The sequence below is a fragment of the Pirellulales bacterium genome, from assembly GCA_036490175.1.
In the GTDB taxonomy this organism is placed as follows: domain Bacteria; phylum Planctomycetota; class Planctomycetia; order Pirellulales; family JACPPG01; genus JACPPG01.
Map to the genome: position 1 here is coordinate 48,309 of DASXEJ010000026.1, position 25,320 is coordinate 73,628.

16 protein-coding genes are annotated in these 25,320 nt (G+C 62.0%); 6 read left to right on the forward strand and 10 right to left on the reverse strand.

The window, feature by feature from the left end; translation table 11 throughout:
- Positions 1-307: 307 nt before the first annotated feature.
- The 3 genes from VGG64_02590 (at position 308) to VGG64_02600 (ending at position 5,276) form a co-directional block, all read left to right on the forward strand.
- Positions 308-1,327, forward strand: coding sequence for a KpsF/GutQ family sugar-phosphate isomerase (locus VGG64_02590; protein HEY1598459.1), 1,020 nt, complete (start codon positions 308-310; stop codon positions 1,325-1,327).
- Between the two features lie 282 nt (positions 1,328-1,609).
- Entirely contained in the window at positions 1,610-2,131 is a 522-nt protein-coding gene (locus VGG64_02595; protein ID HEY1598460.1) for an HAD hydrolase family protein, read from the forward strand.
- On the forward strand, positions 2,121-5,276 hold the full coding sequence (locus tag VGG64_02600; protein ID HEY1598461.1) for a hypothetical protein: 3,156 nt from the start codon (positions 2,121-2,123) through the stop codon (positions 5,274-5,276). The genes VGG64_02595 and VGG64_02600 overlap by 11 nt, the downstream gene beginning before the upstream one ends.
- A gap of 94 nt (positions 5,277-5,370) precedes the next feature.
- On the opposite strand, the gene VGG64_02605 is transcribed toward VGG64_02600, so the two are convergent.
- Positions 5,371-6,126 (reverse strand): alpha/beta hydrolase-fold protein, encoded by a 756-nt coding sequence (locus VGG64_02605; protein ID HEY1598462.1) that lies wholly within the window; start codon positions 6,124-6,126, stop codon positions 5,371-5,373.
- Between the two features lie 300 nt (positions 6,127-6,426).
- On the opposite strand from VGG64_02605, the gene hpt reads away from it, so the two are divergent.
- Together hpt and VGG64_02615 are read left to right on the forward strand one after the other, a co-directional pair.
- A complete protein-coding gene (gene hpt, locus VGG64_02610; protein ID HEY1598463.1) occupies positions 6,427-7,005 on the forward strand; it encodes a hypoxanthine phosphoribosyltransferase in 579 nt (192 codons plus the stop codon).
- 73 nt (positions 7,006-7,078) lie between these two features.
- Positions 7,079-8,179 carry a glycosyltransferase gene (locus VGG64_02615; protein HEY1598464.1) on the forward strand — a complete coding sequence of 367 codons (1,101 nt, stop codon included), beginning with the start codon at positions 7,079-7,081 and terminating at the stop codon, positions 8,177-8,179.
- A gap of 56 nt (positions 8,180-8,235) precedes the next feature.
- On the opposite strand, the gene VGG64_02620 is transcribed toward VGG64_02615, so the two are convergent.
- A complete protein-coding gene (locus VGG64_02620; protein ID HEY1598465.1) occupies positions 8,236-9,531 on the reverse strand; it encodes a hypothetical protein in 1,296 nt (431 codons plus the stop codon).
- Between the two features lie 306 nt (positions 9,532-9,837).
- Complete coding sequence (locus VGG64_02625; GenBank protein HEY1598466.1) at positions 9,838-11,991, reverse strand: prepilin-type N-terminal cleavage/methylation domain-containing protein; 2,154 nt, start codon at positions 11,989-11,991, stop codon at positions 9,838-9,840.
- Positions 11,992-12,358: 367 nt separating this feature from the next.
- Here VGG64_02625 and VGG64_02630 point away from each other — a divergent pair, with 367 nt between their 5' ends.
- On the forward strand, positions 12,359-14,908 hold the full coding sequence (locus VGG64_02630) for a redoxin domain-containing protein (protein HEY1598467.1): 2,550 nt from the start codon (positions 12,359-12,361) through the stop codon (positions 14,906-14,908).
- Between the two features lie 26 nt (positions 14,909-14,934).
- On the opposite strand, the gene VGG64_02635 is transcribed toward VGG64_02630, so the two are convergent.
- The 7 genes from VGG64_02635 to VGG64_02665 all read right to left on the reverse strand — a co-directional run.
- A complete protein-coding gene (locus VGG64_02635) occupies positions 14,935-16,353 on the reverse strand; it encodes a PQQ-binding-like beta-propeller repeat protein (protein ID HEY1598468.1) in 1,419 nt (472 codons plus the stop codon).
- 309 nt (positions 16,354-16,662) lie between these two features.
- Complete coding sequence (gene phoU, locus VGG64_02640; protein ID HEY1598469.1) at positions 16,663-17,322, reverse strand: phosphate signaling complex protein PhoU; 660 nt, start codon at positions 17,320-17,322, stop codon at positions 16,663-16,665.
- A gap of 12 nt (positions 17,323-17,334) precedes the next feature.
- Positions 17,335-18,276 carry a phosphate ABC transporter ATP-binding protein PstB gene (pstB, locus tag VGG64_02645; GenBank protein ID HEY1598470.1) on the reverse strand — a complete coding sequence of 314 codons (942 nt, stop codon included), beginning with the start codon at positions 18,274-18,276 and terminating at the stop codon, positions 17,335-17,337.
- Between the two features lie 15 nt (positions 18,277-18,291).
- Positions 18,292-20,067 (reverse strand): phosphate ABC transporter permease PstA, encoded by a 1,776-nt coding sequence (gene pstA / locus VGG64_02650; protein HEY1598471.1) that lies wholly within the window; start codon positions 20,065-20,067, stop codon positions 18,292-18,294.
- A complete protein-coding gene (locus VGG64_02655) occupies positions 20,057-22,648 on the reverse strand; it encodes an ABC transporter permease subunit (protein HEY1598472.1) in 2,592 nt (863 codons plus the stop codon). Before VGG64_02655 ends, pstA begins: the two co-directional genes overlap by 11 nt.
- A 255-nt stretch (positions 22,649-22,903) precedes the next feature.
- Positions 22,904-23,971, reverse strand: a complete 1,068-nt coding sequence (locus tag VGG64_02660; GenBank protein HEY1598473.1) for a PstS family phosphate ABC transporter substrate-binding protein — start codon at positions 23,969-23,971, stop codon at positions 22,904-22,906.
- A gap of 166 nt (positions 23,972-24,137) precedes the next feature.
- On the reverse strand, positions 24,138-25,320 hold a 1,183-nt coding region (locus VGG64_02665), incomplete at its 5' end, for an ATP-binding protein (GenBank protein ID HEY1598474.1).

Here is a 25,320-nt window from a genome sequence, read left to right on the forward strand (position 1 = left end):
ACTGCGTTTTTATGCACTGCGATCTTGGGCTATGCGCGGCGCGATGGGCAGGCGTGCAGGCGGTGGGGGATTGCGATGAGGTTCCCATTCTAGCCAAGCAGCCGCCGGCGGGCCAGGAGTGTGGCACGGAGCAGGGGCCAGGCGATTTTCCGAAAAAAAGGTTGCCACAGGGTGCCACGCGGTTGCTGCGCTGGCAGTGCAGACACGCATCCAGAGGCTGCTTATCTTGCCGGAAAATCGCCCTCGGACTAGAATCGCCCGCCCCACTGTCCGAACCCGCTAGCACGGCCCGTCAAGGATGACGTCGATGACCAGCGACGCCGCTCGCCGCCATGTCCCGTTGACCCCCTTCGAGCAGTTGCGCTACGCGCGCGACATCATCGAGTTGGAATCGCAGGCGTTGGCCAAGATTGCCCATCGCCTGGGCGCCGAATTTTGCGATGCCACGCAGTTGTTGTACGAGTGCCGCGGCAGCGTCATCGTCAGCGGCATCGGCAAGGCAGGCCTGATCGGCACCAAGATCTCGGCCACCTTAGCCTCGACCGGCACGCGCAGCATCTTCCTGCACCCGGCCGAAGCGGTTCACGGCGATCTGGGGCGCATCCGCGCCGACGACGTCGTGCTCGTCTTATCGCAAAGCGGCGAAACCGAGGAAGTGGTTCGTTTGCTCCCGTCGCTAGTCCGGCTAGGCGTGCCGGTGGTCGCCGTTACGGGCCGTGCCAATAGCGCACTGGCGCGGGCCGCGACGGTGGTCCTGTCGCTGGGCCCGCTGCAAGAGGCTTGCCCACTGGGTATGGCCCCCAGCACTAGCACCACGGCCATGCTGGCCGTGGGTGATGCGTTGGCCTTGGTCACGATGCGCATGCACGGCTTCGACCACGAGGACTTTGCGCTAGTACATCCGGCCGGCGCGCTCGGGCGCAAACTTTCGCGCGTCGAAGAACGGATGCGCCCGCTGGCCGAATGCCGGGTCGCCCGCCAGTCGCAAGTCATTCGCGAAGTCTTCGCCACGCTGGTACGGCCGGGCCGCCGCAGCGGCGCGATCATGCTCGTCGACGAAGCCGGCGCGCTGGCAGGCATCTTCACCGACAGCGATCTGGCCCGCCTGTTCGAGCAACGCCGCGATGGTGCGATCGACCGGCCGATTGCCGAAGTCATGACGCGCCATCCTTGTGCCGTGCCGGCCGGCGCCATGCTAACCGACGCCGTGGCAATTTTGGCCGAACGGAAAATCAGCGAGCTCCCAGTGGTCAACTCACAGAACGCGCCCGTCGGCTTGATCGACATTACCGACGTGTTGGCCATGATGCCCGACGAGGCGGCCTAGGTAGCGACTTTCAATATTCCTCTTTTCTCAGGGGGAGAGGTGATGCGAGGGCGAATTGTTAGGTGAGCGAGGGGTAAGGCTCCGTGCAACTCAACTCGTCGCAGGAATTCCTCACTGCCAGGCAGCAAGATCTTAATCGGCTCCTAACAATCGCGTAACGGCGGCCATCATGTTATCGCAAATAGGTTTTGCCCACCTGCCAGCTGCTACAATCGTCAGAGTTTTCCAGCCGTTTGAGGCCGAATCATTGATCATGAACTCGCGCAATATGCAGGTGCGTAGATGACTGTAGCCAAACGCTGCCAGGCGATCGAACTGATTCTCGTCGATGTCGATGGTGTGCTGACCGACGGCAGCATCATCTTCAATAACGAGGGAATCGAGATCAAGCAGTTCCACATTCGCGATGGCCTGGGCATACGCCTGTGGCAGAAGGCCGGGGGACGCTTCGGCATCATCACGGGACGCAATTCACACATCGTGAATCTGCGCGCGATGGAATTAGGAATTAGCATTGTGCGGCAAGGAAGCGAAGTGAAGATGACCGCCGTGCGTGAGATCCTGGCCGAATTGAACCTGACCGCCGAGCAGCTGTGCTACATGGGGGACGATCTGCCCGATCTGGCCACGCTGCGATTCGCCGGATTGGGTGTGGCGGTGGCGGACGCTTGCGAGGAAGTACGGCAGGCTGCCGGCTTTGTGACGGCGGCCGCCGGCGGACGTGGCGCAGTGCGGGAAACGATCGAAATGATTCTCAAGGCCCAGCGGCGCTGGGACGAGCTGATCCAGTCATATGCCTCGTAGCACGCCGGCAACGCAGGAGACGTCGAAGGGCGAGGAATCGCCCGCCGACCCGCTGCGCGACCTGCAGGTCGAGCATACCGGGCTTCCCTGGAAGCGAATGATCGGCAGCTTCGTTCTGGTCTTGGGCGTGTACTGGACCTATGCGCTGGCGGTCGTGCCTTTTATCGAGCCGACGATCGTGCCGCACGCCGACTTCGGCGATAGCGCGCCGGGCGCCGTATCGGGCGAGAACGTCGTCAAGTTGCAGCATCAGGCACTGGCACCGTGGTTTTCGCCGGGCGACTGGGAACTGACCTCGCCCAAGGTGTTCGAGTCGCCACGCGGCAAGCTCCTGGTGCGCACCTATGAGACGCTGCCCGACGGACGCCTGCAAATCTGTCCCTGCACGATCATATTTCTGGCCGAGGGAGAAGCGGCCAGCCAAGAGGAGCGCAATCGGCGGGCCGTCATCCTGCAAGCGCCCGAGGGGGCGATCTTGCGGTTTGACACGCCGGTCGATCTAAAACAGGGAAAGATCGGCAAGCTTGTCGGCGGCACGATGATGGGGCCAATCAAAATTCGCAGCGATCAGCGTTTGCCCGGCCCGCAAGACGACTTGCTGATCACGACGCGCGACGCCGAGTTGATCGGCGATCGCATTGTGACCTCGCATCCCGTCGACTTTCGCATGGGGCCGAACCAGGGGAATGGTCGCGACATGGAAATTCACCTGGCGCCCTCGACGACTTCCTCGCCTGGCTCGCCGGCGCCTGGCTTTGGCGGTGTGAACTCGCTGACGCTCAAGTACGACGTCCGCATGCGACTTTACCCGGGGCAGGCCGATATGTTTCCCAATCCGTCGGCTCCGCCAGCCGCCGCGGCCGCGCAAAGGCCCGCGGAAGATCCCCGCGCAGCACACGACAATCCGCCGGTCGACATCACCTGCGACGGTGCGTTTCAGTTCGACGTCACGCGCCACGCCGCTACGTTTCGCAAGCACGTCGACGTCATGCGTGCGAATCTTGAGGGACCGAGCGATCAAATGACGTGCGAGCTGCTATCGGTGTTTTTCGAGCCGGCCGGTAGCACGCCGGCCGCCACTCCCGGCGCCACGGCGCCCGTGGGCGGAACGTCGAAACTTGAGCCCAGCCGCATCGAAGCCGAAGGCGAGCCGGTCGTGATTCGCTCCCCCTCGCGCGGTGTGCAGGCCCGCGGCACGCGCTTGGAGTACGACCTCAAGAAAAACGCCGGTGGCCTGCAAGGGCCCGGCTGGCTGAACGCGGTGCGCCCCGGCGATGCCCGCGCGCAGCCCGTCGAAGCAACGTGGCGCGACAGGATGAAATTCGGTCCCTTGGAAGGCGTACAATGTGCTGAACTAGAGGGGGACGCGCATGTGGAATCGAGGGGCGTAGGCCTTCTGAACGCGCAAACGATTCAGTTGTTCCTGGTCGAAGACCCCACGCCGCCGGCCAATCCCACGGATCGCCGCCGCCTGGTCCCCGATCGTTTACAGGCGTATAAGCAGGTGCACTTTGATTCGCCCACGCTGTCGGGGGACGTTTCCCATTTGCAAGTGTGGATCAAGCGTCCTCCCCCCATGACACCCGCCGCGCAATTGGCGGCGCAGTCAGCGACGGCGCCGCCCGGTGCGCCGGCAGCCGGGCCCCCCTCGCCCTTCGGTGCCCCCGCCGGCGCCGGCCCGCAGACGGCGCCGCAACGACATCTCCACGTCGCCGGCAAGCTTTTGCAAGTCGAAGCGCTGATGGGCGAGAAGACGACCGACGTCACGCGCATTCATATCGAACGCGACGTACGGCTGCGAGAAACGCAGTCAGCCGAGCCTGGCGCGCGGCCGATGACGGTGAAAGGGGACCAGCTCGACGTCGATCAGCCGCTACCGAATCAAGCCGTGGTGCACGTGCTGGGAAAGCCGGCCCGCATCGAGGCCCGCGAGATGATGATCGAAGGTGCGGCGATCCATCTCGATCGCGCGCGGAATTACGCCTGGGTCGATGGTCAGGGCCTGATGACGGTTCTGATGCCTGCCGACCCAAAGATCCAGCCTCCGCCCCCCGCACGGCCGCTGAGGATCGAGTGGAAGGGGCGGATGGATTTCGACGGCCGCGATGCGACATTTTTCGATAGCGTCGTCACGCGTATGGAGCAGCAGAAAATAACCTCTGAGGGCGTCGCCACATTCGAGCAGCAGCGGCTGACAAGTGATTGGTTGCAAGCGGTGTTCGAGCCGCGTGTGCTGTTTGATCAAATGGATCCTCGCGCGCGGCCGCAAATCAGCCATGTGTTGTGCCGTGGAAACGTGTTTCTGGAACAACGCACGACCGCCGGCGAAAAACCTCTGTCTGTCGAGCGGCTTACCGCGGCGGATCTGCGTGCCGAGCCCGCCAGCGGCAATTTGCTCGCCAACGGCCCCGGTTGGGTACGCCGCGTATGGCTCGACACCGGCAACGGCATACGCGCGCCGGGAACGTCGGCCGCGGCCAAGCCGGCGGCGTCGCGCCCCCCAGGCAATCAGCTCGCCTATCTGGGCGTTTATTTTCAAGGCCAGCTGCTCGGCAATCAGACACGCCAGACCATGGATTTTCGTGAGCGCGTGCGGACCGTCTACGGTCCGGTACCAGATTGGGACACGATTCTCGAGCCGGACGATCCGGACAAACTGGGCGACGGTGCCATCTTACTGACGAGTGATCGCTTGCAGGTCGAGCGCATGGCGCCCGAGCCAGGACACGAGCAGCCGTTCGAGTTGATTGCGACAGGGAGCGCCAAGATCGACGGGCGCGCAAATTTTGCACCCGGCGGTACGACGCCACAGGATCCGACTCGGCCACCGTCGAAGGGGCAGATGTTCTCCGCCAGCGCCGCGCGGGTCTCGTACGCGGCAACCAAGGACCTGCTGGTGATGGAAGGGGATGGCCGTAGCGATGCCCACCTGGCCCGACAGGTCCGCATCGGCGCGCCGTACGACGAACAGACGGCTGGCAAGTTCTTGTTTTGGCCGTCGCTCAATAAGCTGCTGGTGCAAGATGCGCAGCAACTGAACATCCAAACCCTGGATAGCGGCACTCCGAACCGACGCCCACCACCGCCGTCAGCGCGTGGCAACGGCAACCGGGCCGAGGCGCCGGTTACCAGCCCACGGCGGTAAAGACGCCGCACGTCGTATCTTTAACGTCAAGCGAATGAATGACCCGGCCGGCCGCCGTCGCTTGCCCGTTGCTATGGCGATGTCGCCATTGCCACTATGGCACCCGCAGCCGCTCTCGCTCGAATCGTTCCATCAGATAACCGATGGCTTGCGGAGCCATGTGGTTGTAGTAGGCCCAGGTATGGCCACCGGCTTCGGTTTGCATGTCGCAATCGTGGAAGATGCCGATGGCGGCCAACTTCGATCGCATCCGCTCGGTGCTTTCGTGCCAGCGGCGATCTGTAGGATCGCAACAGAACCAGATGTTGCGCGGCCAATTCAGCGGATGGATGTGCAACGTCGCCGTGTCCTGGCGTATTTGCTCGGGCGAATCGTACATCTCGGCCAGCGTACCCGCTTCTTCTTCGTAGTAGCGCACTTGATAGTCCACGGCCGGGGCCAATGCCGCGACCAGCGGGAACTTCTGCGGAAATTTGAACGAGAATCGCAGCGCCCCTTGGCCCCCCATGCTCGTCCCCAGAAGTGCCACCAGCGGTGGCGTCGTGCCCCACCGATCGCGGACGAAGGGCAGGACCGATTCCAGCACGTACTGCTGGGCCGAAACCGTCGGATCGAACTCGCGGCAGATGCGATCGCTCCACCAACTTCGGCCGGTCTGTGGAGAAACGACCCGCAATCCGTGGCGAGCGAACAGCTGCGTGTAAACTGAATTTCCGCTCAGGCTCTGCAAGTGCACGCCGTGCAAATAGATCACGGTGTAGCCGTGCTCGTGCGGAGTGGGCGGCTCATAGAGCTCGGCCATATGTCCCGCGATCGGTGTACGCGTCCAGCCTGCTAATGTCTCGCTCACGCTGGCAATCGCTCCTGGCAGGGTATGCGGCGGCCTTTCCAGGCCTGTTACAGCCTCTCGGCGCAGTCTAGTCGGCATTGTCATCAGCGGGTAGACGGCCGACGACGGTTCGGCAAGCCCACCGTGCCACCCAGAGGGCAACCTATGTTGCCGGAGGAAAAGGAAACGGTTTCGTTCGCCGAGCCAGGTTCATAAGCCGCGGGCAACCATGTAGAATGGCTCCGCCGCGCGATATCCCCAGTCACTTCGGTGCCTGGCGTCACACTCCATCCCGAATTCACATCTCACCTCGGTGTTCTTTTGCGACAAATCCTCTCCGAACAGCAGTTGTCCGAAGGTGTGGGCCGGCTGGCCGACGAGCTGAACGCCTACTACGAAGGGCGTCCGCTTACGATCGTCGGTGTGCTAACCGGCAGTGTTGTGCTGCTGGCCGACTTGATCCGCCTGCTCGAGATGCCACTGAGGATCGGCCTGGTCCAGGCCACCAGTTATCGCGGCGCCACGACGCCTGGCGAATTGCAGCTGAACCTCGATCTGCTCCCGGAAATCACCGGGCGCAATGTTCTGATCGTGGACGATATTTTCGACACAGGCCATACGCTGGTGGCACTTCTTGAACAGTTTCATGCCCTGCGCCCCGCGCACCTGCGCTCGGCGGTGCTGCTGCGCAAGGCCGGTCGCGTCGAAGTTGCCACCCAGCCGGATCACGTGGCGTTCGAGATCCCCGACGAGTTCGTCGTAGGGTACGGCTTGGATTATGCCGACTTGTATCGCAACCTTCCGCACGTCGCGGCACTTGATCCGGCTGATTTGCTGGCGCACCACGCATCGGCCGATTCCACGGCGGAATCCAATTCGTCGCGTGGGACGGCCTCGTGACGCCGTACCCGTCCCGTTGAGATTGCGTCCTGCATGAGCGGCTCTCCGTGTTTTCTGGCATCGGCGGTACACCGTGACGCAGCGAATTCTGCACATCATTCCCACGCTCGACCGCTCGGGTGCTGAGAAGCAGTTGACGCTGCTGGCCACGCGATTGGCCAAGGACCAGTTCGATGTGCATGTCTGCGCGCTGACGCGCGGCGGACCGCTATTGGCTCCGCTCACCGAGGCAGGCATTCCGGTCAAAGTGTTGGGTAAGTCCAGCAAGTTCGATCCGTCTGCCTTCTGGCGGCTCAAGCGGCATGTGCAGTCACTCGCTCCGCAGTTAGTGCAGACCTGGCTTTTTGCTGCCAATAGTTATGGTCGGGCCGCGGCGCTGGCGGCGGGCGTGCCTCAGATCGTGGCCAGCGAACGGTGTGTCGACCCTTGGAAAGTGTGGCACGAACTGACGATCGATCGCTGGTTGGCACGACGCACGGCGCGGATCATTGTCAATAGCTCGGGTGTCCGCGACTTTTACGTCGGCCACGGCATCGACGAGGGCAAATTCGTCCTGATTCCTAATGGTATTACGCCGGTCCCGCCAAGCCCAGTTTCGCGCGCGGACTTGTTGGCCGAGTTGGGCTTGCCGGCCGAGGCGCGGTTAGTGGGCGCCGTGAATCGTCTCTGGCCGCAGAAGCGCGTTAAAGATTTGATTTGGGCGGCCGACCTGCTGAAGGTCATCCGAGCGGACGTGCATTTGCTGGTGATCGGCGAAGGTCCACACCGCGATCGGTTGTTGCGTTTTCGGCGGCAGGTTTGCATTGAGGACAAAGTTCACTTTCTGGGGCATCGCGACGACGTGCCACGGCTCATGCCCCACTTCGACGCCCTGTGGCTCGGCAGCGAATACGAGGGATTGCCCAACGTCGTCATGGAAGCGATGAGCCACGCCGTGCCGGTCGTAGCCACAGACATCGCAGGCAATCGCGACTTGGTTGTTGATGGCGAAACCGGCTTCCTGGTCCCCCTGGGCGATCGGGCCGGCTTCGCCCGCCGCACAAACAAGTTGCTCGAAGATCATGAATTGGCGCGCCGCCTGGGCGAGGCGGGACGCCGCCGCGTGTTGGACGAATTCAGCGTCGACAAGATGGTCGCGCGGCACGCGGATCTGTACCGCGAACTATTGTCCTAGGGTGCGCAGTGCGCCAGCGGGGCGACACTCGTGGCGCTGCGAGCTGTTTGCTGGCTCTACGGACTGGCGATCCATGGACGGCCGCACGTGCTCTCGTTTAGTTGCTCAACGCTCGCGCGCGCGGCGTCCTGGCCGGTCCGCTCATCATTCGCGGCAGACCAGGCGATGATCGACGGATGGTGGGCGAGCCGCCTGCAGATAATCGGCGCCCAGGCCCGCGGCACCTGCTGCACGACCGCCACGTTAGCCCGATCGAGCGCTTTGTAGGACGCCTCGGGCAGAATCGCTCGCACGCCGATAATGGTGCCCGGCCGACTGAGCAAACCCTGCCAGACTTCCGCCTGTTCGTCGACAAAATCGAGCCACTCGAAATCGCCGGCACGAGCATAGACCAACATCGCGCGGCGCGGGTTTGCATCGTCTGCCTGCGGCGGCGCGGTCTCGACGACGGTTTGCCAGATCGCCGTGGCGCCGCGCAGCAACCGGACCTCGATCGGCGTCAGCACCGGCTCGTCGAGCATGTCGGGCCAGCTTGGCCAATCATCGGCCGGCGCCGTCAGAGCGAACGTCTCGCCGACGATGACTTCGGCAAACGCGACTTCGTACTCGCAGGCCGTCACGACGATCGACAACCGCTCCCCCGGCTTCTCGCTTTTGACTTCGCCGCGCACGCAGAGTTGCGTCGGCTCGCTCGGCTCGCAATAAATCGTCAGTCCCTCGACATGTGCGTCCGCGCGAATTTCCAAGCGCACGTCGCCGATAGGGCCTCCAGCAAGCCCCGCACGACCCGGACGGAGAGTCGTGTCGGACAGACCGTCTAGCGAGCTCGTCGGTTGCGGGCTCTCCTCGCCCTGGCCAGTTTTCAATGGGTGAGGCGGACCGAGACGGACATCGGCCTGCAATTCGATCTCGATTTCCAGCACGTTGCTCGGCGCGAGCAGGCTGGTAATGTCGCTTGCCGACGGCAGGGCATAGCCGTCGATCGTGCCCAGCTTGTGACCGTTGATCGCATAGTCGCCGCGAGCATCGACGCCATCGATCACCATCCACACACGCTCGGACGGATCCAAGTTCGTCGGCCGATTGAAGCGGCGGGTGTACCGCACCCGGCCATAGAATCCCTGGCCTAACTCGGCGCCCCAATCGGCCGGCAGCTGCGCGCGGCCCGCCGCCGGCAGGCCCGGTGGTTGCGCTTTGGTCGATTCACCAGTGCGTGTGGGAGTAGCCGTGCGGAGCCTAGGGGCGGGCGAAGATGGGTCCGCCGGTTCGATCAAGGTGTCGGTAGCGGCGAAGCGCACCAGAGGCTCGAAGTCCCACGGTCCACGCAGCCGAATAACGTGCGGATAAGACATGCCCTCAGTTTACCGCCCCGCGGCTAACTGCCCACTGGTGAGAAATCGGACGATTGCGATGTCCAATTTTTATTTTTGGGTGGCTGGGTCGAGCGACGCGAGCCCCCAGTTTGTCGCCAAAATCTGGGGGAGGCGAATACGCCGACCCCAGGCACCCATCGACCTTACAATCTTCCTGCGGTGAGAGATTCCCCAGCACCTGCCGAACACTGGGCGCGGCTGGCTGTCCGCCGATTGGCGCAAGTAAGGGAATCTGCCCGGCGCTACTGAATCGCCTGCCATCCGCTACCGACCATCAGCATTTTGCTATTCGGAGACGAACTCCTGAATGATCGTCACTTCGCGGATTTGTTTGCTATCAGGATCGAAGCAGCGAATCTTGACCTGAATGCCGCGCAACGGAGCCGTATACGGCGGCGGCGCCTCGAGCTCGCCCGGGTCATCAACAACGCCATCAGCGTTATCGTCGACTCCATTGGTCCCTTGGTCGATGATGTTACGTCCGAGGCCGTCAACGTATGGGTTGCCGCTGATATCGGCGAAGTTCGCGCCGTCCTGATCGATCCCGTCGTGTTCGTAATACCACGAGCCCGTATCGTAAACCGCCGCCGCTGGGATGCGCACTCCATTGGTGTTGAGGAGATAGGCTAAGGTGATGTCACGCTGAAAAGCGTCGAGCCGAGATCGCGGATCGCCGGGGCCGAAAAACGAATTGGCCGTCGAAGCGGTCGATGTCGAACCCCCTCCGTACACCGTCGGCATCACCCCATATTGAAGGAAAAGGTTGAGCGCGGTCGCGTAGTTGGGATTGACTGAACTTAACGTGAAGGGGAACAAGGCGGGAACAGGTGTGGTGGCCTGGGTCCCGGTGGCGAGAAGTTGCAACGCTGGGCCGGGCAGCGACGTCACCGGATTCCCGGCCGCTGCGAAATACGAGACGATCGACGCATAATAATTCAGATCAACATACGCCCCCTGCGATACAAGCGCGTAACTGAAATTGCCATTCTGCATCACGTAGTTGAAGACCGCTTGCGGATATCCCGGATCGCCTGGCGCAAACGCTGCCGTGTTACTGTTGGCATCCGTCAGGGAAATTGTCCATGCCGTCGGGTCCCAAACCCGCACGTCGAACGACAGGACGTTCGTCAGCATGATGTCGTCCGCAAGCCGTGCGCTGAGTTGGCTGTTTTGCTGATTCGGAAAAAAGCTCAGCGTTCCCGTCAAAGGGTCAACAACGCCTGTGCTTGGGCTGGCGCTGTTCGGGGACATGGTGGCATTGAATGGCGGGTTGGGATTATCCCAGGCATCGAATAATTCGGGGGTACCTCCCGTCCCCGTCGAACCCAGGACGACCTGTTGCGCGAGCGGGTTTGTCAGGTCGACTGTGCCTGGCAGAAACCAAAATGGCGACGAGCATTCACTCAGCGTGGGTAGTCCCAGCCGGCCTGTCGTCAGCGTGCTGCCAACTAAAAGTGGGTTCGGGTAGCCATAGGGAGTGCTACTGTAAAAAATTCCCCAGCCGCGCATGTCGTGCGGCCAACCATAGGGAGAATTTGACGGAGTGCCTCCACTGTAATTCACCACCATGGGACGATGGAACAAGCGATTTTCGCGACTCGTCAGGTCGCTTAGCGAGTTGGCCGTGATCGAGAACGACGGCGGTGCGGGACTGAGATCGAATGCAAGGCTTCCGGACACGGCGCCCGTTGCCCGGACCGATAAGTCGCACATTCCGTAGAAACTTCGTGGCTGAATATAGGTAGGCGTTGTGTAAAAAGGGGGTCCGCCGAGGTTGTTGGGCTGCGGGACAGCATTCAAGCCGTTGAGATCCGGCCGCACCAGCAACTGGCGGCGATAGAGCGTGGTACCGCGGATGAACCACGCCACTTCGGCAACTTGCGATTGAATGGTTGTATCAATGTTCCATAGCGCCGTGGGATCGTGGTACCGTCCATGGAAAGGTTCATCCTTGGCGCGGGTCGTGAAGAGCAGTATGTCGTCGTTGTCGCCAACGGTTGAGTCCGTGCTTGAGTTCCCCACCTCATCAAGCACAAACGTGGTATTGGCGCTTGTGCCATAGAGATAGTTCGGACTCACGCTGATGTTGTAAAAGGGAGACAGCCTTCCCGCCGGCCCGTCGATGACCTCGAAGTACCCCTCGCCATATTCAGGCCGGCGCGGGGGGAGCATCTGGGCGGTGACGCCGGACAGGTCGACTTGCAAACGGTTCTTGGCCGTGCGCAGTTGGTCGGTCATGTCCATCGTGGCGTGGCTATTCGACACGCCCGTGCCGATCGCGCCGAAGATCGTCACCACGATCCCCATCAGGATCAGCGTCACCACCATCGCCACCAGCACTTCAATCAGCGTGAAGGCCGTTCGGAGCGGATTGTCTTCCGAAGATAACTCCGCAGGTGCGCCAAAAGTCGCCGTATCCGCACGATGCCGATCGCCCATTGCGGGCACACATGCCCGTCCATCGTGTGCGCGGCGGAGACCACAAACGACGAAATGAGTACGAAAAGCGGGCCGGTGCATGCTCTGCTCCACGTGCGCTCGTGCGGCGCTCGAAATGAAACCTCTTGCCCGTCAGTCCGCTGGCCCGCGCTAACCGTGGGCAGGTCTCGCAGAGACAGAAAAGCGGTTCTGGCAACCGCGCCTCTGGAAGTGTCCCGACGTGAACCTACTTAACAATACTATTGCACTCCGGGCGGCGGTGCCTGTCAAGCGATCTGTGAATTGGGCATTTGCTTGACGGCCCGATTTTGCGCGGCGATCATGCAGGTTCGCAATCGATTTGGACCTGCCTGGCGGAGAATTCTCAATGCCGCGATTTGCCGGGGTTCCGTCCGTGTCTTTCCGCGTTTCTACCGAACCCGAACCCACCGCCGGACGTGCTTTTCGGGCAATCGTTCCGCTGGCGGCCATCATGCTTGTCGGGCTGGGCGCTACGATGGTGCTGGCCCAGCCGCCGGCCGAAAATACCGCGGCGCCGGTCGCGGCCGGCACCACTGCTACGGCTGCTACCGCTGCGACATCTCCTGCCGGACCGGCCGCCTTTCTGGCCGCCGCCGCCAAGGCCAAACAAGTGGGGCCGCTGCCGGGCCATTCCACTCACGGAGAAGCCTTTGACGATGGTCCGCGGCAAGCCGCCTATCAGATGGGGGGCACGGGCCGGGTGCACCTGCCCATCACGAGCGCGGTGGCTGGCGTTCAGCAGCTTTTTGACCAGGGGGTGGGCCAGTTGCACGGATTTTGGTACCTCGAAGCCGAACGTTCGTTCCGACAAGCCGCCACGCTCGACCCACAATGCGCGATGCCGTATTGGGGCATGGCGATGGCGAACACCAATAACGAGAAGCGCGCCAAGCACTTCATCGCGAAGGCTGTCGAGCGCAAGGCGCAGGCTAGCCCACGCGAGTCGCTGTGGATCGACGCGCTGGCGAATTACTATGCCGTGGCGGACAAGGACAAAGAGAAAGGCGACGACAACAAAAAAGACAACGCCAAAAAGGACAACGCCGACAACAAGACCCGCCGCCGCGATCTGGTTCGCGCGCTCGAGCAAATCGTGCAGGACTATCCTGACGAGCTGGAAGCAAAAGCCTTCTTGGCCGTGCAGATTTGGGAAAATGGCAGCAAGGGATTGCCGCTGAACAGCCACCAGGCCGTCGACGCATTGCTCGCGCAGGTGTTTGCTGCCGAACCCATGCATCCGGCGCATCATTACCGCATTCACTTGTGGGACAAAGAGAAACCGCTGCGGGCCATCGAATCGGCCGCGCGCTGCGGAGAGGCGGCGCCCTCGATCGCTCATATGTGGCACATGCCGGGGCATATCTACTCGGGCTTGCACCGTTATGCCGAGGCGGCCTGGCAGCAAGAAGCCTCGGCCCGCGTCGATCACGCCCACATGATTCGAGATCGTATTCTGCCGGATCAGATTCACAATTACGCGCACAACAACGAGTGGCTGATTCGCGATTGGGTTCACGTGGGCCGCGCCCACGATGCCGTGGCGCTGGCCAAGAACATGATCGAGCTGCCGCGCCATCCGGAATTCAACGTCTTGAAAAAGTCGAGCAGCTCGAAGTACGGCCGGGAACGGTTGTTTGACGCACTGTCGCGTTACGAGCTATGGACAGAGCTCGTGCAATTGGCCGATTCACCCTATTTAGAGCCCACCGATATCCCAGACGAGCAGGTCAAGCGGTTGCGGGCCTTGGGGGTCGCGCACGTCGCGCTCGAGAATGTTGTCGCCGCCAAGGAGCAAGTTGCGGCGCTCGAGGCGATGCTTGCCAAGGTCAAGGCCGAACAGCAAACGGCGGGCGAAGAAGCCGAGAAAAAAGCCCGCGACGAGAAAAAATCGGACGAGGACGTGACCAAGGCCAAGAACGACGCCATCGCCAAACGGGCCGACGACATCAAGGAGATCGAATCCGCGTTGGCTGAAATCGCCGGTCGCCAGAAGCTGGCCACCAAGGATTACGAGGGAGCGAAAGTCGAGCTGGCCAAAGTGGACGACCTCGACAACGCTTTTCAATCGCAGATGGCGCTGCTGACCGGCGACGCCCCCCGTGCCGAACAATTGGCACGCGAGGCCGTCGAACGGGCCGAGGGGGAGGCGTTGTCGCTGGCTAACTACGCCGACATTCTGTGGCGCGCGGGCAAGACCGCAGAGGCCAAGACTGAATTCGAGAAGCTGCGCGCGTTGAGCGCGCCATTCGATCTCGATGCGGGCCCGTTCAAGCGCTTGAGTCCCATCGCGCAGGACCTCGGCCTCGCCGAGGATTGGCGCGTGCCTGTGACCACGGCGGCCGACTTTGGCGCCCGTCCGCCGTTGGATAGTCTTGGCCCGCTGCGTTGGAGTCCGCGGCCGGCCGAGCCCTGGTCGCTGGCCGATGCCGAAGGGAAGCCCATCTCGTTACAGGACTATGCTGGCAAGCCGGTGATCGTCGTTTTCTATCTCGGCTTTGGCTGTTTGCACTGCGTCGAGCAGTTAAAGGTGATCGAGCCGATGACCGGGGACTTCGCCGCGGCCGGCATCTCGCTCTTGGCCATCAGCACCGAAACCGCCGATCAGTTGCGGGCAGGACTCGCCAAACGTACAGCAGCCGAGGGGACGCCAAAGCTGCCGATCATTGTTGATCCCGCGATGCAGGTTTTCCGTCAATATCGCGCTTACGACGATTTCGAAGGGGCGCCGTTGCACGCCACGTTCCTGATCGACGGGCAGGGCCTAGTCCGCTGGCAGGACGTCGGCCCCGAGCCTTTCATGGACATGAAGTTCCTGCTCGGCGAATCGCAACGGCTGCTCTCATTGCCTCAGCAGTGCCAGGGAAGCAAAACCATACTCAGTAAGCACGAGCCGTAGCGGGCGCGATTGCTGTCCCTACTGCGCTACTTTTTCTCGGCCGCTGGCGGCTCGGCCAGCTTGGCTCCCTTTTTCAGGCAATACAGCCGGGCTGCCGTGCGCAACAGCATCTTGTCGCCGACAATGGCCGGCGTCGCCATGCACATGTCGTCTTCGGCCAGGTCGTTGGTGCGCACGATCTCGAACTCGCGCCCGGCCTTGATGACAAAGGTCTTGCCGTCTTCGTTCGCGCAAAAGATCTCGTCATTGTAGGCCCAGGGGCTTGATGTGAAGGCTTTGCCCTCGGGCAGACGTTGCTTGTCATAGATCATCTCGCCGGTCAGCGAGTCGAAACAACTGAGGAATCCACGATCCATCAGCACGTACAGCAATCCCTTGTAGATAATCGACGTAGGATTGTACGGCGCGCCGTCTTTCTGGCACCACACGATGAAGTCGTTGCTCGTTTGGTCGTCGGCCAGGCTGATATCGCCTGAGGCTCCGGGCTTGATTGCCAACAGCGGCTTTTTCTTGTCCATCACATAGCCCGAGCTGACGTAAAGCAAACCGTCTTTGGCGTACGGCACCGCGATGGTGATCGAGGACATGCCGCCAAACTCGTACAGCAAGTTGCCGTTGAGATCGTAAGAGCGCACCTTCTTGGTGCCAGGGGTAATGATCTCGGTGCGGAGATCGTTCTCCCAGATGAACGGCGTCGCCCAATTGCTCTTCTCGTCACGCTCGACGCGCCATATCTGATCGCAGGTGGCGGCGTCGAGACAAGCCAGGTACGACTCTTCCTCGTTATCGTTGACGATGTACAGGCGATCCTTGTACAGCACCGGCGAAGCGGCCGTACCCCAGCCCAATCGCGTTTTGTGCGGCGTCCACTTCTGGCTCCAGATTTCGCGACCATCCATGTCGAAACAAAACACACCCAGGTTGCCGAAGTAGGCGTACACGCGCTTGCCATCCGTCACGGGCGTTTCCGACGCGAAGCTGTTCTTGAGGTGGATCGAAGCTTCGGGCGGACCTTCGTGAACCAGCTTGTCCCACAGAATGCTGCCGGTGTTCAGATCCAGGCAGAAGACCTTCCACTGATGCGGCGTCTCGGGGGGCTTGGGACGATCGCCACCGAAGTACAACCCCTTCTTCGGGGCTTCGGACTCTCCGACATTGATCACCGCGGTCAAGAAGACCTTGTTCCCCCACACGATAGGCGACGACCAGCCGCGCCCCGGTAGGTCGGTCTTCCACAGTACATTATCCGTGGTGCTCCAGGAGTCGGGCAGGTTCTTGGGATCGGTTTCGGGAATACCTAAGGATTTCGCGCCACGAAACTGCGGCCAATTCGGCGTGTCGTCGGCCCGCGCCGCAGTATCAATAAACGCCGACCCAACGAATAATGTCAGGCAAAGTCCTGGGAGCATGAGACACATCGTGGCCCGCAACAGAATGCGTTTCATGGAACCGGCTCCTCGCGTGGAATGGAAAGTTGCAGCCGTGGCGATAGCAGCCACCGAAAGCGTACGTCGTCGAACGGTCCTTGGCGGTGACCACCGCAAGCAAAAAGTAAGTGCCCGCGAACGGGGCAACCTGCCGTAGTTTATGCGGCACACAAACGCCGGACAACGGATGCGCCCGCCGAGGGCGAGCAGGGCCGAGCCGCAGCGAAGGAAAAGTCGGAGAAAATCGGGCCAGGACATGACTTGCCGGAGACAACCGTTTGCCACGAGACACCCGGGCAGCACGCCGCAAGCAGCACGCCGCGCGGATCAATCGCCGGTGCGGTGGCGGACGATGTCCCCTTCCACCATATAGATCACGTCCTCGGCGATGTTCGTGGCCATGTCGGCCAACCGTTCCAAGTGCTTCGAGGCCGAGAGCAGCCGCATGTACAGCTCGAAGCGTTCCGGATCCTGGCGGATCTGCGTTTCGATGCGGTCGCGAATGATGCGCTGCATGGCGTCGACTTCGTCATCGTCATCCCGAATCTGGCGGGCAATGAGCGTGTCGCGATTCACCAGGGCATCCAGGCTGCGGCGCACCATCGACTGTGCCTTCGAGGCCATGCTGCGGAACTCGGCCGGCAGGTCAATCCGCTCGTGCGAGGCCAGATAGGCCACGCGCTTGGCAATGTTGCGGGCCAGGTCCCCCATCCGCTCCAGGTCGTTGTTGATCTTCAACACCGCCACGACAAACCGCAGATCGGCCGCCACCGGCTGGTAGAGTGCCAAGACTTTCAGGCATTCTTCCTCGACGTCGACCTCCATGCGGTCGATCTCGGAATCGCGCTCGATGATGCTGCGGGCCAAATCGCCGTTGCGATTCACCAGTGCCGAAATCGCTTTGGCAATGGCATCTTCAACCAGCGTCCCGACGAGCAGGATCTTTTCCTTCAGGACTTCGATCTGGCGCTGCAAGTGTTTCGACATGGCGGGCGTGCATCATCCAAAGCGGCCGGTAATGTAATCCTCAGTTTCTTTTAACTGCGGCTTGGTGTAAAGGTCACTCGTCAGCCCGTACTCCAAAACACGCCCCATATACATGAATGCCGTGTACTCGCTGGTGCGCGACGCCTGCTGCATGTTGTGAGTCACGATCAGCACCGAATAAGTGCCGCGCAACTCTTGAATCAGGTCTTCGATCTTGCCCGTGGCGATCGGGTCCAAGGCCGAGCAGGGTTCGTCCATCAACAGCACCTCGGGCTCGGCGGCGATGGCCCGGGCTATGCACAATCGCTGCTGCTGGCCGCCAGACAGGCTGAGCCCGCTTTCGTGCAAGCGATCTTTGACTTCGTCCCACAAGGCCGCGCCCTGCAGGCTGCGCTCGCAGACTTCGTCAAGCACGCGGCGATCCCGCTCGCCATCGATCCGCAGGGCATAGACGACGTTTTCGTAAATGCTCATCGGAAACGGGTTAGACTTCTGGAACACCATGCCCATCCGCTTGCGCAGCTCGATCACATCGACGCCGGGGCCGTAGGTGGAATCGCCGTTGAGCCGCATTTGTCCTTGGATGCGCACGGTTTCGATCAGATCGTTCAGTCGATTCACCGACCGCAGCAGCGTGGATTTGCCGCAGCCCGACGGACCAATCAACGCGGTCACCTTGCCGCGCGGGATCGGCAGTGAGATGTTGAACAGGGCCTGCTTGGCTCCGTACCACAGGCAGAAATCCTTGACCTCGAGCACGGGTACTTCGGCCGCCACTGAGGGGTGGATCACGGAATCGACCTTCTCACCGCGGGCGATGCTGGCCAATCGGCCGCTGGCCAGCGGCGCGCTCCGCTCCGGCGCAATCGGGGCACCCGCCGGCGCCATGGGACGTTCCTGTGGCGGCGTTGGCGGCGCCACCCGCACGGGATCGAGAGGTTCGGAAAGTGTCACTGCAAGATACTCCGCTTAGGCGTGGCTGACTCCGAATCGCTTGCGCAAACGATTTCGCAAGCGAACCGCGGTGATATTCAGCACCGCTATGATCACGATCAACAACAGCGCCGTCGTAAACACCATCGGACGGGCCGCTTCGCTGTTCTGGCTATGAAAACCTAAATCGTACAGATGGAATCCCAAGTGCATGAAACTGCGCTGCGGGTGTACGAACGGAAAAACACCGTCGATCGGCAACTCGGGGGCCGACTTCATGGCTCCTACCAGCATCAAAGGGGCCACCTCACCGGCCCCGCGGGCGATCGCCAATATCATACCGGTCATGATACCCGGCAGCGCCCGTGGCAGGACAATCCGCCAGATCGTTTGCCATTTGCTTGCGCCGCAAGCGTACGAACCCTCGCGCATCGAGCCCGGCACCGCGGCCAGGGCCTCTTCGGTGGTGACGATCACCACGGGCAGCGTCAGTAGCGCCAGGGTAAGGGCCGCCCAAAAGATTCCCCCCGTACCAAACGTGGGAGTGTTCTCGGCCAATGAAGTGGAGAACAGCAGCTGGTCGACCTGCACGCCGACCACGTAGCAAAAAAAGCCCAGCCCGAAAACGCCAAACACGATACTGGGCACGCCAGCCAGGTTGTTGATCGCAATCCGCAGCAGACTTACCATCACTCCGCTATGGGCGTACTCACGCAGGTAAAGCGCCGCCAGAACGCCGAAGGGGACCACGGCGATCGACATCAGCAGAGTCATTGCCACGGTGCCCCAGATGGCCGGGAAGACGCCCCCCTCGCTGTTGGCCTCGCGGGGATCGTCGGCCAGGAACTCGCCCCAGCGCGACAAGTAAACGCCCAGCTTCCCAGACCAACTGGCACGGTTCGGCGTGTAAGCTCGCACGATCTGTTCCAGCGGCAGAATCTTTTCCGTGCCGTCGGCCGTAACGAACCGCATTTGATAGCGGGCGTTCTCGGCGTCGAGCGCCGCGATCTGCGCGGTGATGCGCTGGTTCTCAGCAGCTTCCCATTCGGTGGAGCGTGCTTGTTCCTCTTCGGCCGCGCGATACTGGGAAGAGTCTTTGCCATGCGCCACTCGCGCCGCGACGACCGCCAGCCGCCCAGCGTTCTTGTGTCGATTCACCGCGCCCAACTCGTGCTTGGCCAGGGCCACACGCTCGCGATGCCGTTGCAGAACCGCCGGATGGAACTCGTGAAAGCTTTGCCACGACTCTTCCGGCGAAGTGGCCACTTCGCGACCGTCTACCAATACTGCTTGCGGGGTGCCATAAAAGCGGCCCCAGGTCAAACGCTCGACGGCGACGGCCCAGGCTGGCGTCGTCTCGTTGGTAACGAGCGCCTCGTCGATCCAGCGAAAGTGCGTTGCCGTCAAATCATAATTGCCGGTGCGCACCAAGCGCCGCGCCGCCAGGCCGTCGGTCTTGTCGATCTCGGCACGAATCCGCGCGGCGCTATCCGCTGGCATTTCGGCCAACGATTGCTCGCTGGGACGGTAGAACTCGTGCGAGGCGATTTCGCCCATCAACACCTGACCGTCGGCCGTGTGCAATTGCACGACCGGCGCCGGCCAAAATGTCGACAACCCTCGTCCCAGCACTAGTATTAGCAACCCAGCGATCATAGCCAGCGCCACGGCCAGCGCCCCGCCGGTCAGCCAGATCATCGGTTCGCCATTGGCCAGCAGTGTGCTGCCAGAGCGGACGCGGCGCGGTCGGGCCGATGTTGCCGGAGCGGGCAACGAGCTGGGGGCGTCGGGCAAAGTGAGCTTAGAGCTCATAGGCCCTCCGACGAAACCGCAGCCTGACCGCTTCGGCCACAGTGTTGACCAGAAACGTAATCGCGAACAATGCCAACGCCGCCACGAACAACGTGCGGTAATGGGCGCTGCCTTGCACCGCCTCGGGCAGTTCCGTGGCGATGCTGGCCGACAAAGTTTGAAATCCGTTGAAGATATTCCAGTCCATGATGGGCGTGTTGCCGGCAGCCATTAGCACGATCATCGTTTCGCCGACGGCGCGGCCCAATCCGATCATGACCGCCGAAAACAAACCGCTCATCGCGGTCGGTACAATCACGCGCACGGCGGTTTGCCAAGGCGTGGCACCCGCGCCCAGCGATGCCGAGCGCAAATGCCCCGGCACGGTCGACAGGGCATCGTCGGCGATCGTGTAGATGATCGGAATGATCGCGAACCCCATTACGAAGCCCACCACCAGCGCATTGCGTTGCACATACGTGTTCAGCAGGAATCCGCGCGGGTCCAGATCCAGCGAATCGAGCACCAGGGCCACCGCCACCGCGCCGGCTACAGTGACAGAGACAGCGGCCAAAAACTTCAGCAGTTCGACGATCGCCCGCTTGCCCCGACTGGCGCCGCGCAAAGCATTCCGCAGCGTCGGGTTTACGCGCCGCGTCAGCAGTAGCGCCGTGGCGAGTGCCGAGAGGGGCAGGAACATGATCATCCACCCACCCGTGCCGCTGCCGGACTGGCCGTCGAGCCAGGATCGCAAGTCGCTGCCAAACAGGGCGCGCTCAACGAGCGGTCCCACCCGCGCGGACAATAGCACTCCAACCGGCAAGGTGGCGCAGATAAATGCGAACCGCCACCGCGCGAGCAATAATCCCCACCGCGCTGGCAAAAGCTGCCACAGGTGAGCCGCTAACAAGTACGTGAGCGGAATCATGAACACGCCGGCCAGCACCGCGGGAATCACCCCTTCGACAAAAGGAGCGATCACTAGCGCCGCCACGAAGCCCAACACCACGCTCGGCAGACTGGCCATCATTTCGATAGCAGGCTTGATGCGCGCCTTGGCGCGGGCGTGCAAGAACTCACTGGTGTAGATAGCGGAAAGTAGCGCCAGCGGCACGGCAAACAGCAGCGAATAAACCGTGGCCTTGATCGTGCCAAACACCAGCGGCAGCATGCCCAATTTCGGCTCGAAATCGTCCCCTCCGCCGGAAGACTGCCACACATTTTTCGGCTCGTCGTATCCTTCGTACCACACGGCCTGAAACAGCGCCGCCGCCGAGACCTCGGGGAAACCGGCCGCCAACGGCCATTCCAGCAACGCCTGGGACGAAACGCCGATAATGCCGTCTCCCTTGGGCGATAGTGCCACCAGCCGCAGGGGTTGTGCATCGCCGGCCGATGTTTCGACCAGCGGGCGCTCGCTTGTTACGTGAAAGACACGCAAGCCGCCGTCCGCGTAACCTACGGCCAACAGCCGGGCACGCGCCGAAGAAGCCAGCGAGGAAACGGCCGCTCCGGCGCCCGGCAGCTCGTGGGCCTGGACCAGTGTCGTACCATCGGGCGTGCGCGCGTCCGCCGGCTTGGTGGGGAACCACGCGCGCACCCGGCCCAGCGTATCTCCCACGGCCAGCGTGGTCTTGCCCGACAAGAATTGCACGGCGGTAATGGTCTGATCCGGTTCGGCGAGCAGGTCCAGCTCTTCGGCCAGGCGCGGCTTGGCCAGATCGCGCAAGTCGTATCGCAACAAGTGACCGTCGTTCCAAATCAAATACAGATTGTCGGCCTGTCCGGCCAGCATCAGGTATCGAGGAGGGCCGCGATCCGCATCCGGCGTATAAGGCACCGCCGCGCTGACGACGCTCGACTCGGACGATTCGCGTTGCAGACTTTGGCGCCGGCGCACGGCATGCACGGTCAACTGTCCGTCATCGCTGAGCAGGCAACAGACCCGGCCTGTCGGCCGGGATGTGCAATCGACGCGGGTCACAGTGGCGCCACCCACCGGTACGATCGCGTCACTCACGTTGGCGCGAACCGTTTGCAACCGCAACTGACCTTGCTTGGTGCGCGCGAGCAACCCTCCCGCATGCGTGGCCGATTTCCCCGCGGTCAGGTCGTGCAGTTCATTAGGCAGATCCGCCTGGGCGGGAAAGGTAGTGGAAAAACCGAGCTTGATGGTGCGTACCGAACCGTCGGCGAAACCGCACACCGCTTCACGGCCGGCGACGCCAAAGTTCCATGCCGTCGGGGCCGCGTCTGGAAACAGCGCGCGCTCGGCAATGACTTCGCCCGTATCCAGGCGATACGATTGTAGTTGGCCGTCTGAATCCATGGCCCAGCCGAGCGAACGATAATCGTCGGCCTCGGTATGCAGGCAGGTCGTCACAGACGGCGCGACTTCGACCCGCCGCGCCGAACCCACACTGGCAGGCAGGAACAGCGGCACGACCACCCACACCAGAAAGATGCACACCGTCGAAACTGCGACGACCGTGCCGATGCCGCCGACCGCGATCAAGCCGCGCGCCAGCCTGTCGACGATCCGCACACTACGGCGCGTTCCGCGATGACGCTGGCGGCCGGTAAACGTCTTGGCGGTGCTCATCGAATCTCAATTATCGGGCCGGCGGTCGATCCATCCCTTCCGACCGGGCCAGTGTTGCTTCTCTGCCTGGGATGGCCGTCACTCGTGACGGTCAATTCCCCAGGTATCCTAGTCCATTCACCACGGTTTCCTTCCACTTTACGGGTGCCATGCCCACGCCTGCGCCGGCATGGCACCGAGGTACGTTTGGGCATCGCGCACACTGCGTGTCGCCGCGGCACCGGATATTGAACAAGCAAAAAATGAGTTGCCATACTATTCCGCCAACCCGACGCTCGCCAAAGCGTTTTGAGCGATTTGTGGCGTCACCGGATAGTAACCATCTTTCACAACATCGCTTTGTCCTGCCGCGCTATACACATATTTAATGAATTCCTGGCGCAACGGATCCATCTGGCTGCCAGGTTTGTAGTTCACGGCAATCCACAGGAACCGTGCCAATGGGTACTCGCCCGTCAGCGCGAATTGCGGCCGTGGCGGCACAGCCGAAGAAGCATCATCGACCGCCAAAGGAACGGAACGCACGTTCGCCGTCGCGAATCCAATGCCGCTATAGCCAATCGCGCTCGTGTCAGCGCCGATGGCCTGCACTACCGACGAGCTGCCGGGCAGTTCGATGACCGACTCGCGATAGTCGCCGCCAAACAAGGCGTTTTCTTTGAAATAAGCGTAGGTGCCCGAAGCGGCATTGCGACCGTACAGGCTGATCGCCCGATGTTGCCATTCGCCGGTCAGTCCCAAATCGCCCCAGGTGCGAATGGCGCGGCGGAGGCCCCCCTTGCGATGTTGCGAGTACATCGCATCGAGTTGCGGTAGCGTTAGATGCGGGATCGGATTGTCACGGTGCACATAGACTGCCAGCATGTCGATGGCCGCCGGCAGCAACACGGGCTTATAGCCGTATTTGGCGTCGAAGGCGTCGATCTCGCTGGCCTTCATGTCCCGGCTCATGGGTCCGAAAGTGGCCGTGCCGGCGATCAAGGCCGGCGGCGCCGTGGACGAACCCTTTCCTTCGATCTCGGCCCGCACGCTGGGGTAATATTGCTTGAACCCTTCGGCCCACAATGTCATCAGGTTGTTCATCGTGTCGGAGCCAACGCTCTTGATCGATCCCGACACGCCCGCGACGGGCAGATAACCCGGTAGCGCCGGATCAACAAGTGCGGCGGTCTCCGCGGCAGCGGCGACGGTAGATTCCGTTGCGGCTTGTAACCGTCCGTTATCCTCGGCTCTCGATGTTGCTGCACACACGCTAAGTGCTATCGCCAGCGCGAGCGTCGACACCGGAGGCAGCGAGAGCGATGGATTCATCCGGCAGAGCATGACACGGGCTCAGAGTGTGTCGACCGAGCGCTGGAAAAGCGCGTAGCCAAGGTAGGCGATGGCGACCGCCATCTTAGAGGTCAATTGTTAGGATTTGGTTAGCGAATGGCTGACATCGAGCCGAAAACCGGACCATTCCGCCAACCTACGGGTGGCCTTTCCCCCCTCAGACCGGGGTGGCCCGCGCGTCTTGGGGAGCATGCAACAGCGGCAAATGGACGCGAAATACGCTGCCAACCCCCGGCGTACTCTCGACGGTGATCCGGCCCTGATGGGCTTGGACAATATGTTTGACGATGGCCAGCCCCAGGCCCGTCCCCCCCAGCTTGCGGCTGCGGGCCCGGTCGACGCGATAGAACCGCTCGAAGAGCCGCGGCAGGTGCTCGTCGTCGATTCCGCAGCCATGGTCGGTGACGGCAATCGTGACTTCGTTGTCGCTCTCGACTGCGATGATCAGAACTTCGGAGCCCGACTCGCTGTATTTCAGCGCGTTATCGACCAGGTTCGTGATCGCCTGCTCCAAAAGCGGCGAATTGATCTGCGCGCAAAGATCATCGCCGCATTCGACGCGAATGCCGATTTCGCGCTGCGCGGCCTTGGAATGGCAATCGTGTAGCACGGCTTGCAGCATGTCCTTGATCGCGACGCGTTCGACGACCAGATCCGCGGCTCGTTCGCTTTGCTCGATCTTCGACAGGCTGAGCAGATCTTCGATGATGGCGTTCAAACGATCGGCTTGCGTGGCGACGATCCTCAGGAACCGGTCGGCATCGACGGGATTCGTAATCGCGCCGTCCAGCAGCGTCTCGACGAATCCCTTGATCGAAGTGATGGGCGTCTTCAATTCGTGCGAAACGTTGGCGACAAAATCCCGGCGAATGGTCTCCAACCGGCGAATGTGCGTCACGTCGCTCATTACGATCACGGCGCCGATGCCGCCGCGGTGATATTGATCGCGCAGCGCCGTGCCGCGAATTTGCAAGACGCGATCCGGATCGCCGTGCAAGATCACGTCGTCTTCGATGGCCTGATCGCTGGCCAATACCCGATCGGCAAATCGGCGCAGGTCAGGATTCCGCACCACCTCGTGCAGGCTTCGGCCGAGCGGGTTGGCAAGCGTGTTTCCCACTAGCGCCGCGGCGGCCTTGTTGAGCGTGATCACGCTTTGATGGGCGTCGATCGCCAAGACCCCCTCGACCATGCTGGAAAGCACCGCCTGTTGCTCGTTGGTCTGGCGTACGATCGTCTGCAACCGCTCTTGCAGCTGCGACGCCATTTGATTTAGCGCCCCGGCCAGGCCGGTCATCTCTTCCGAGTCGCCCGCCGCCAGCTTGTAGGCCAGATCGCCC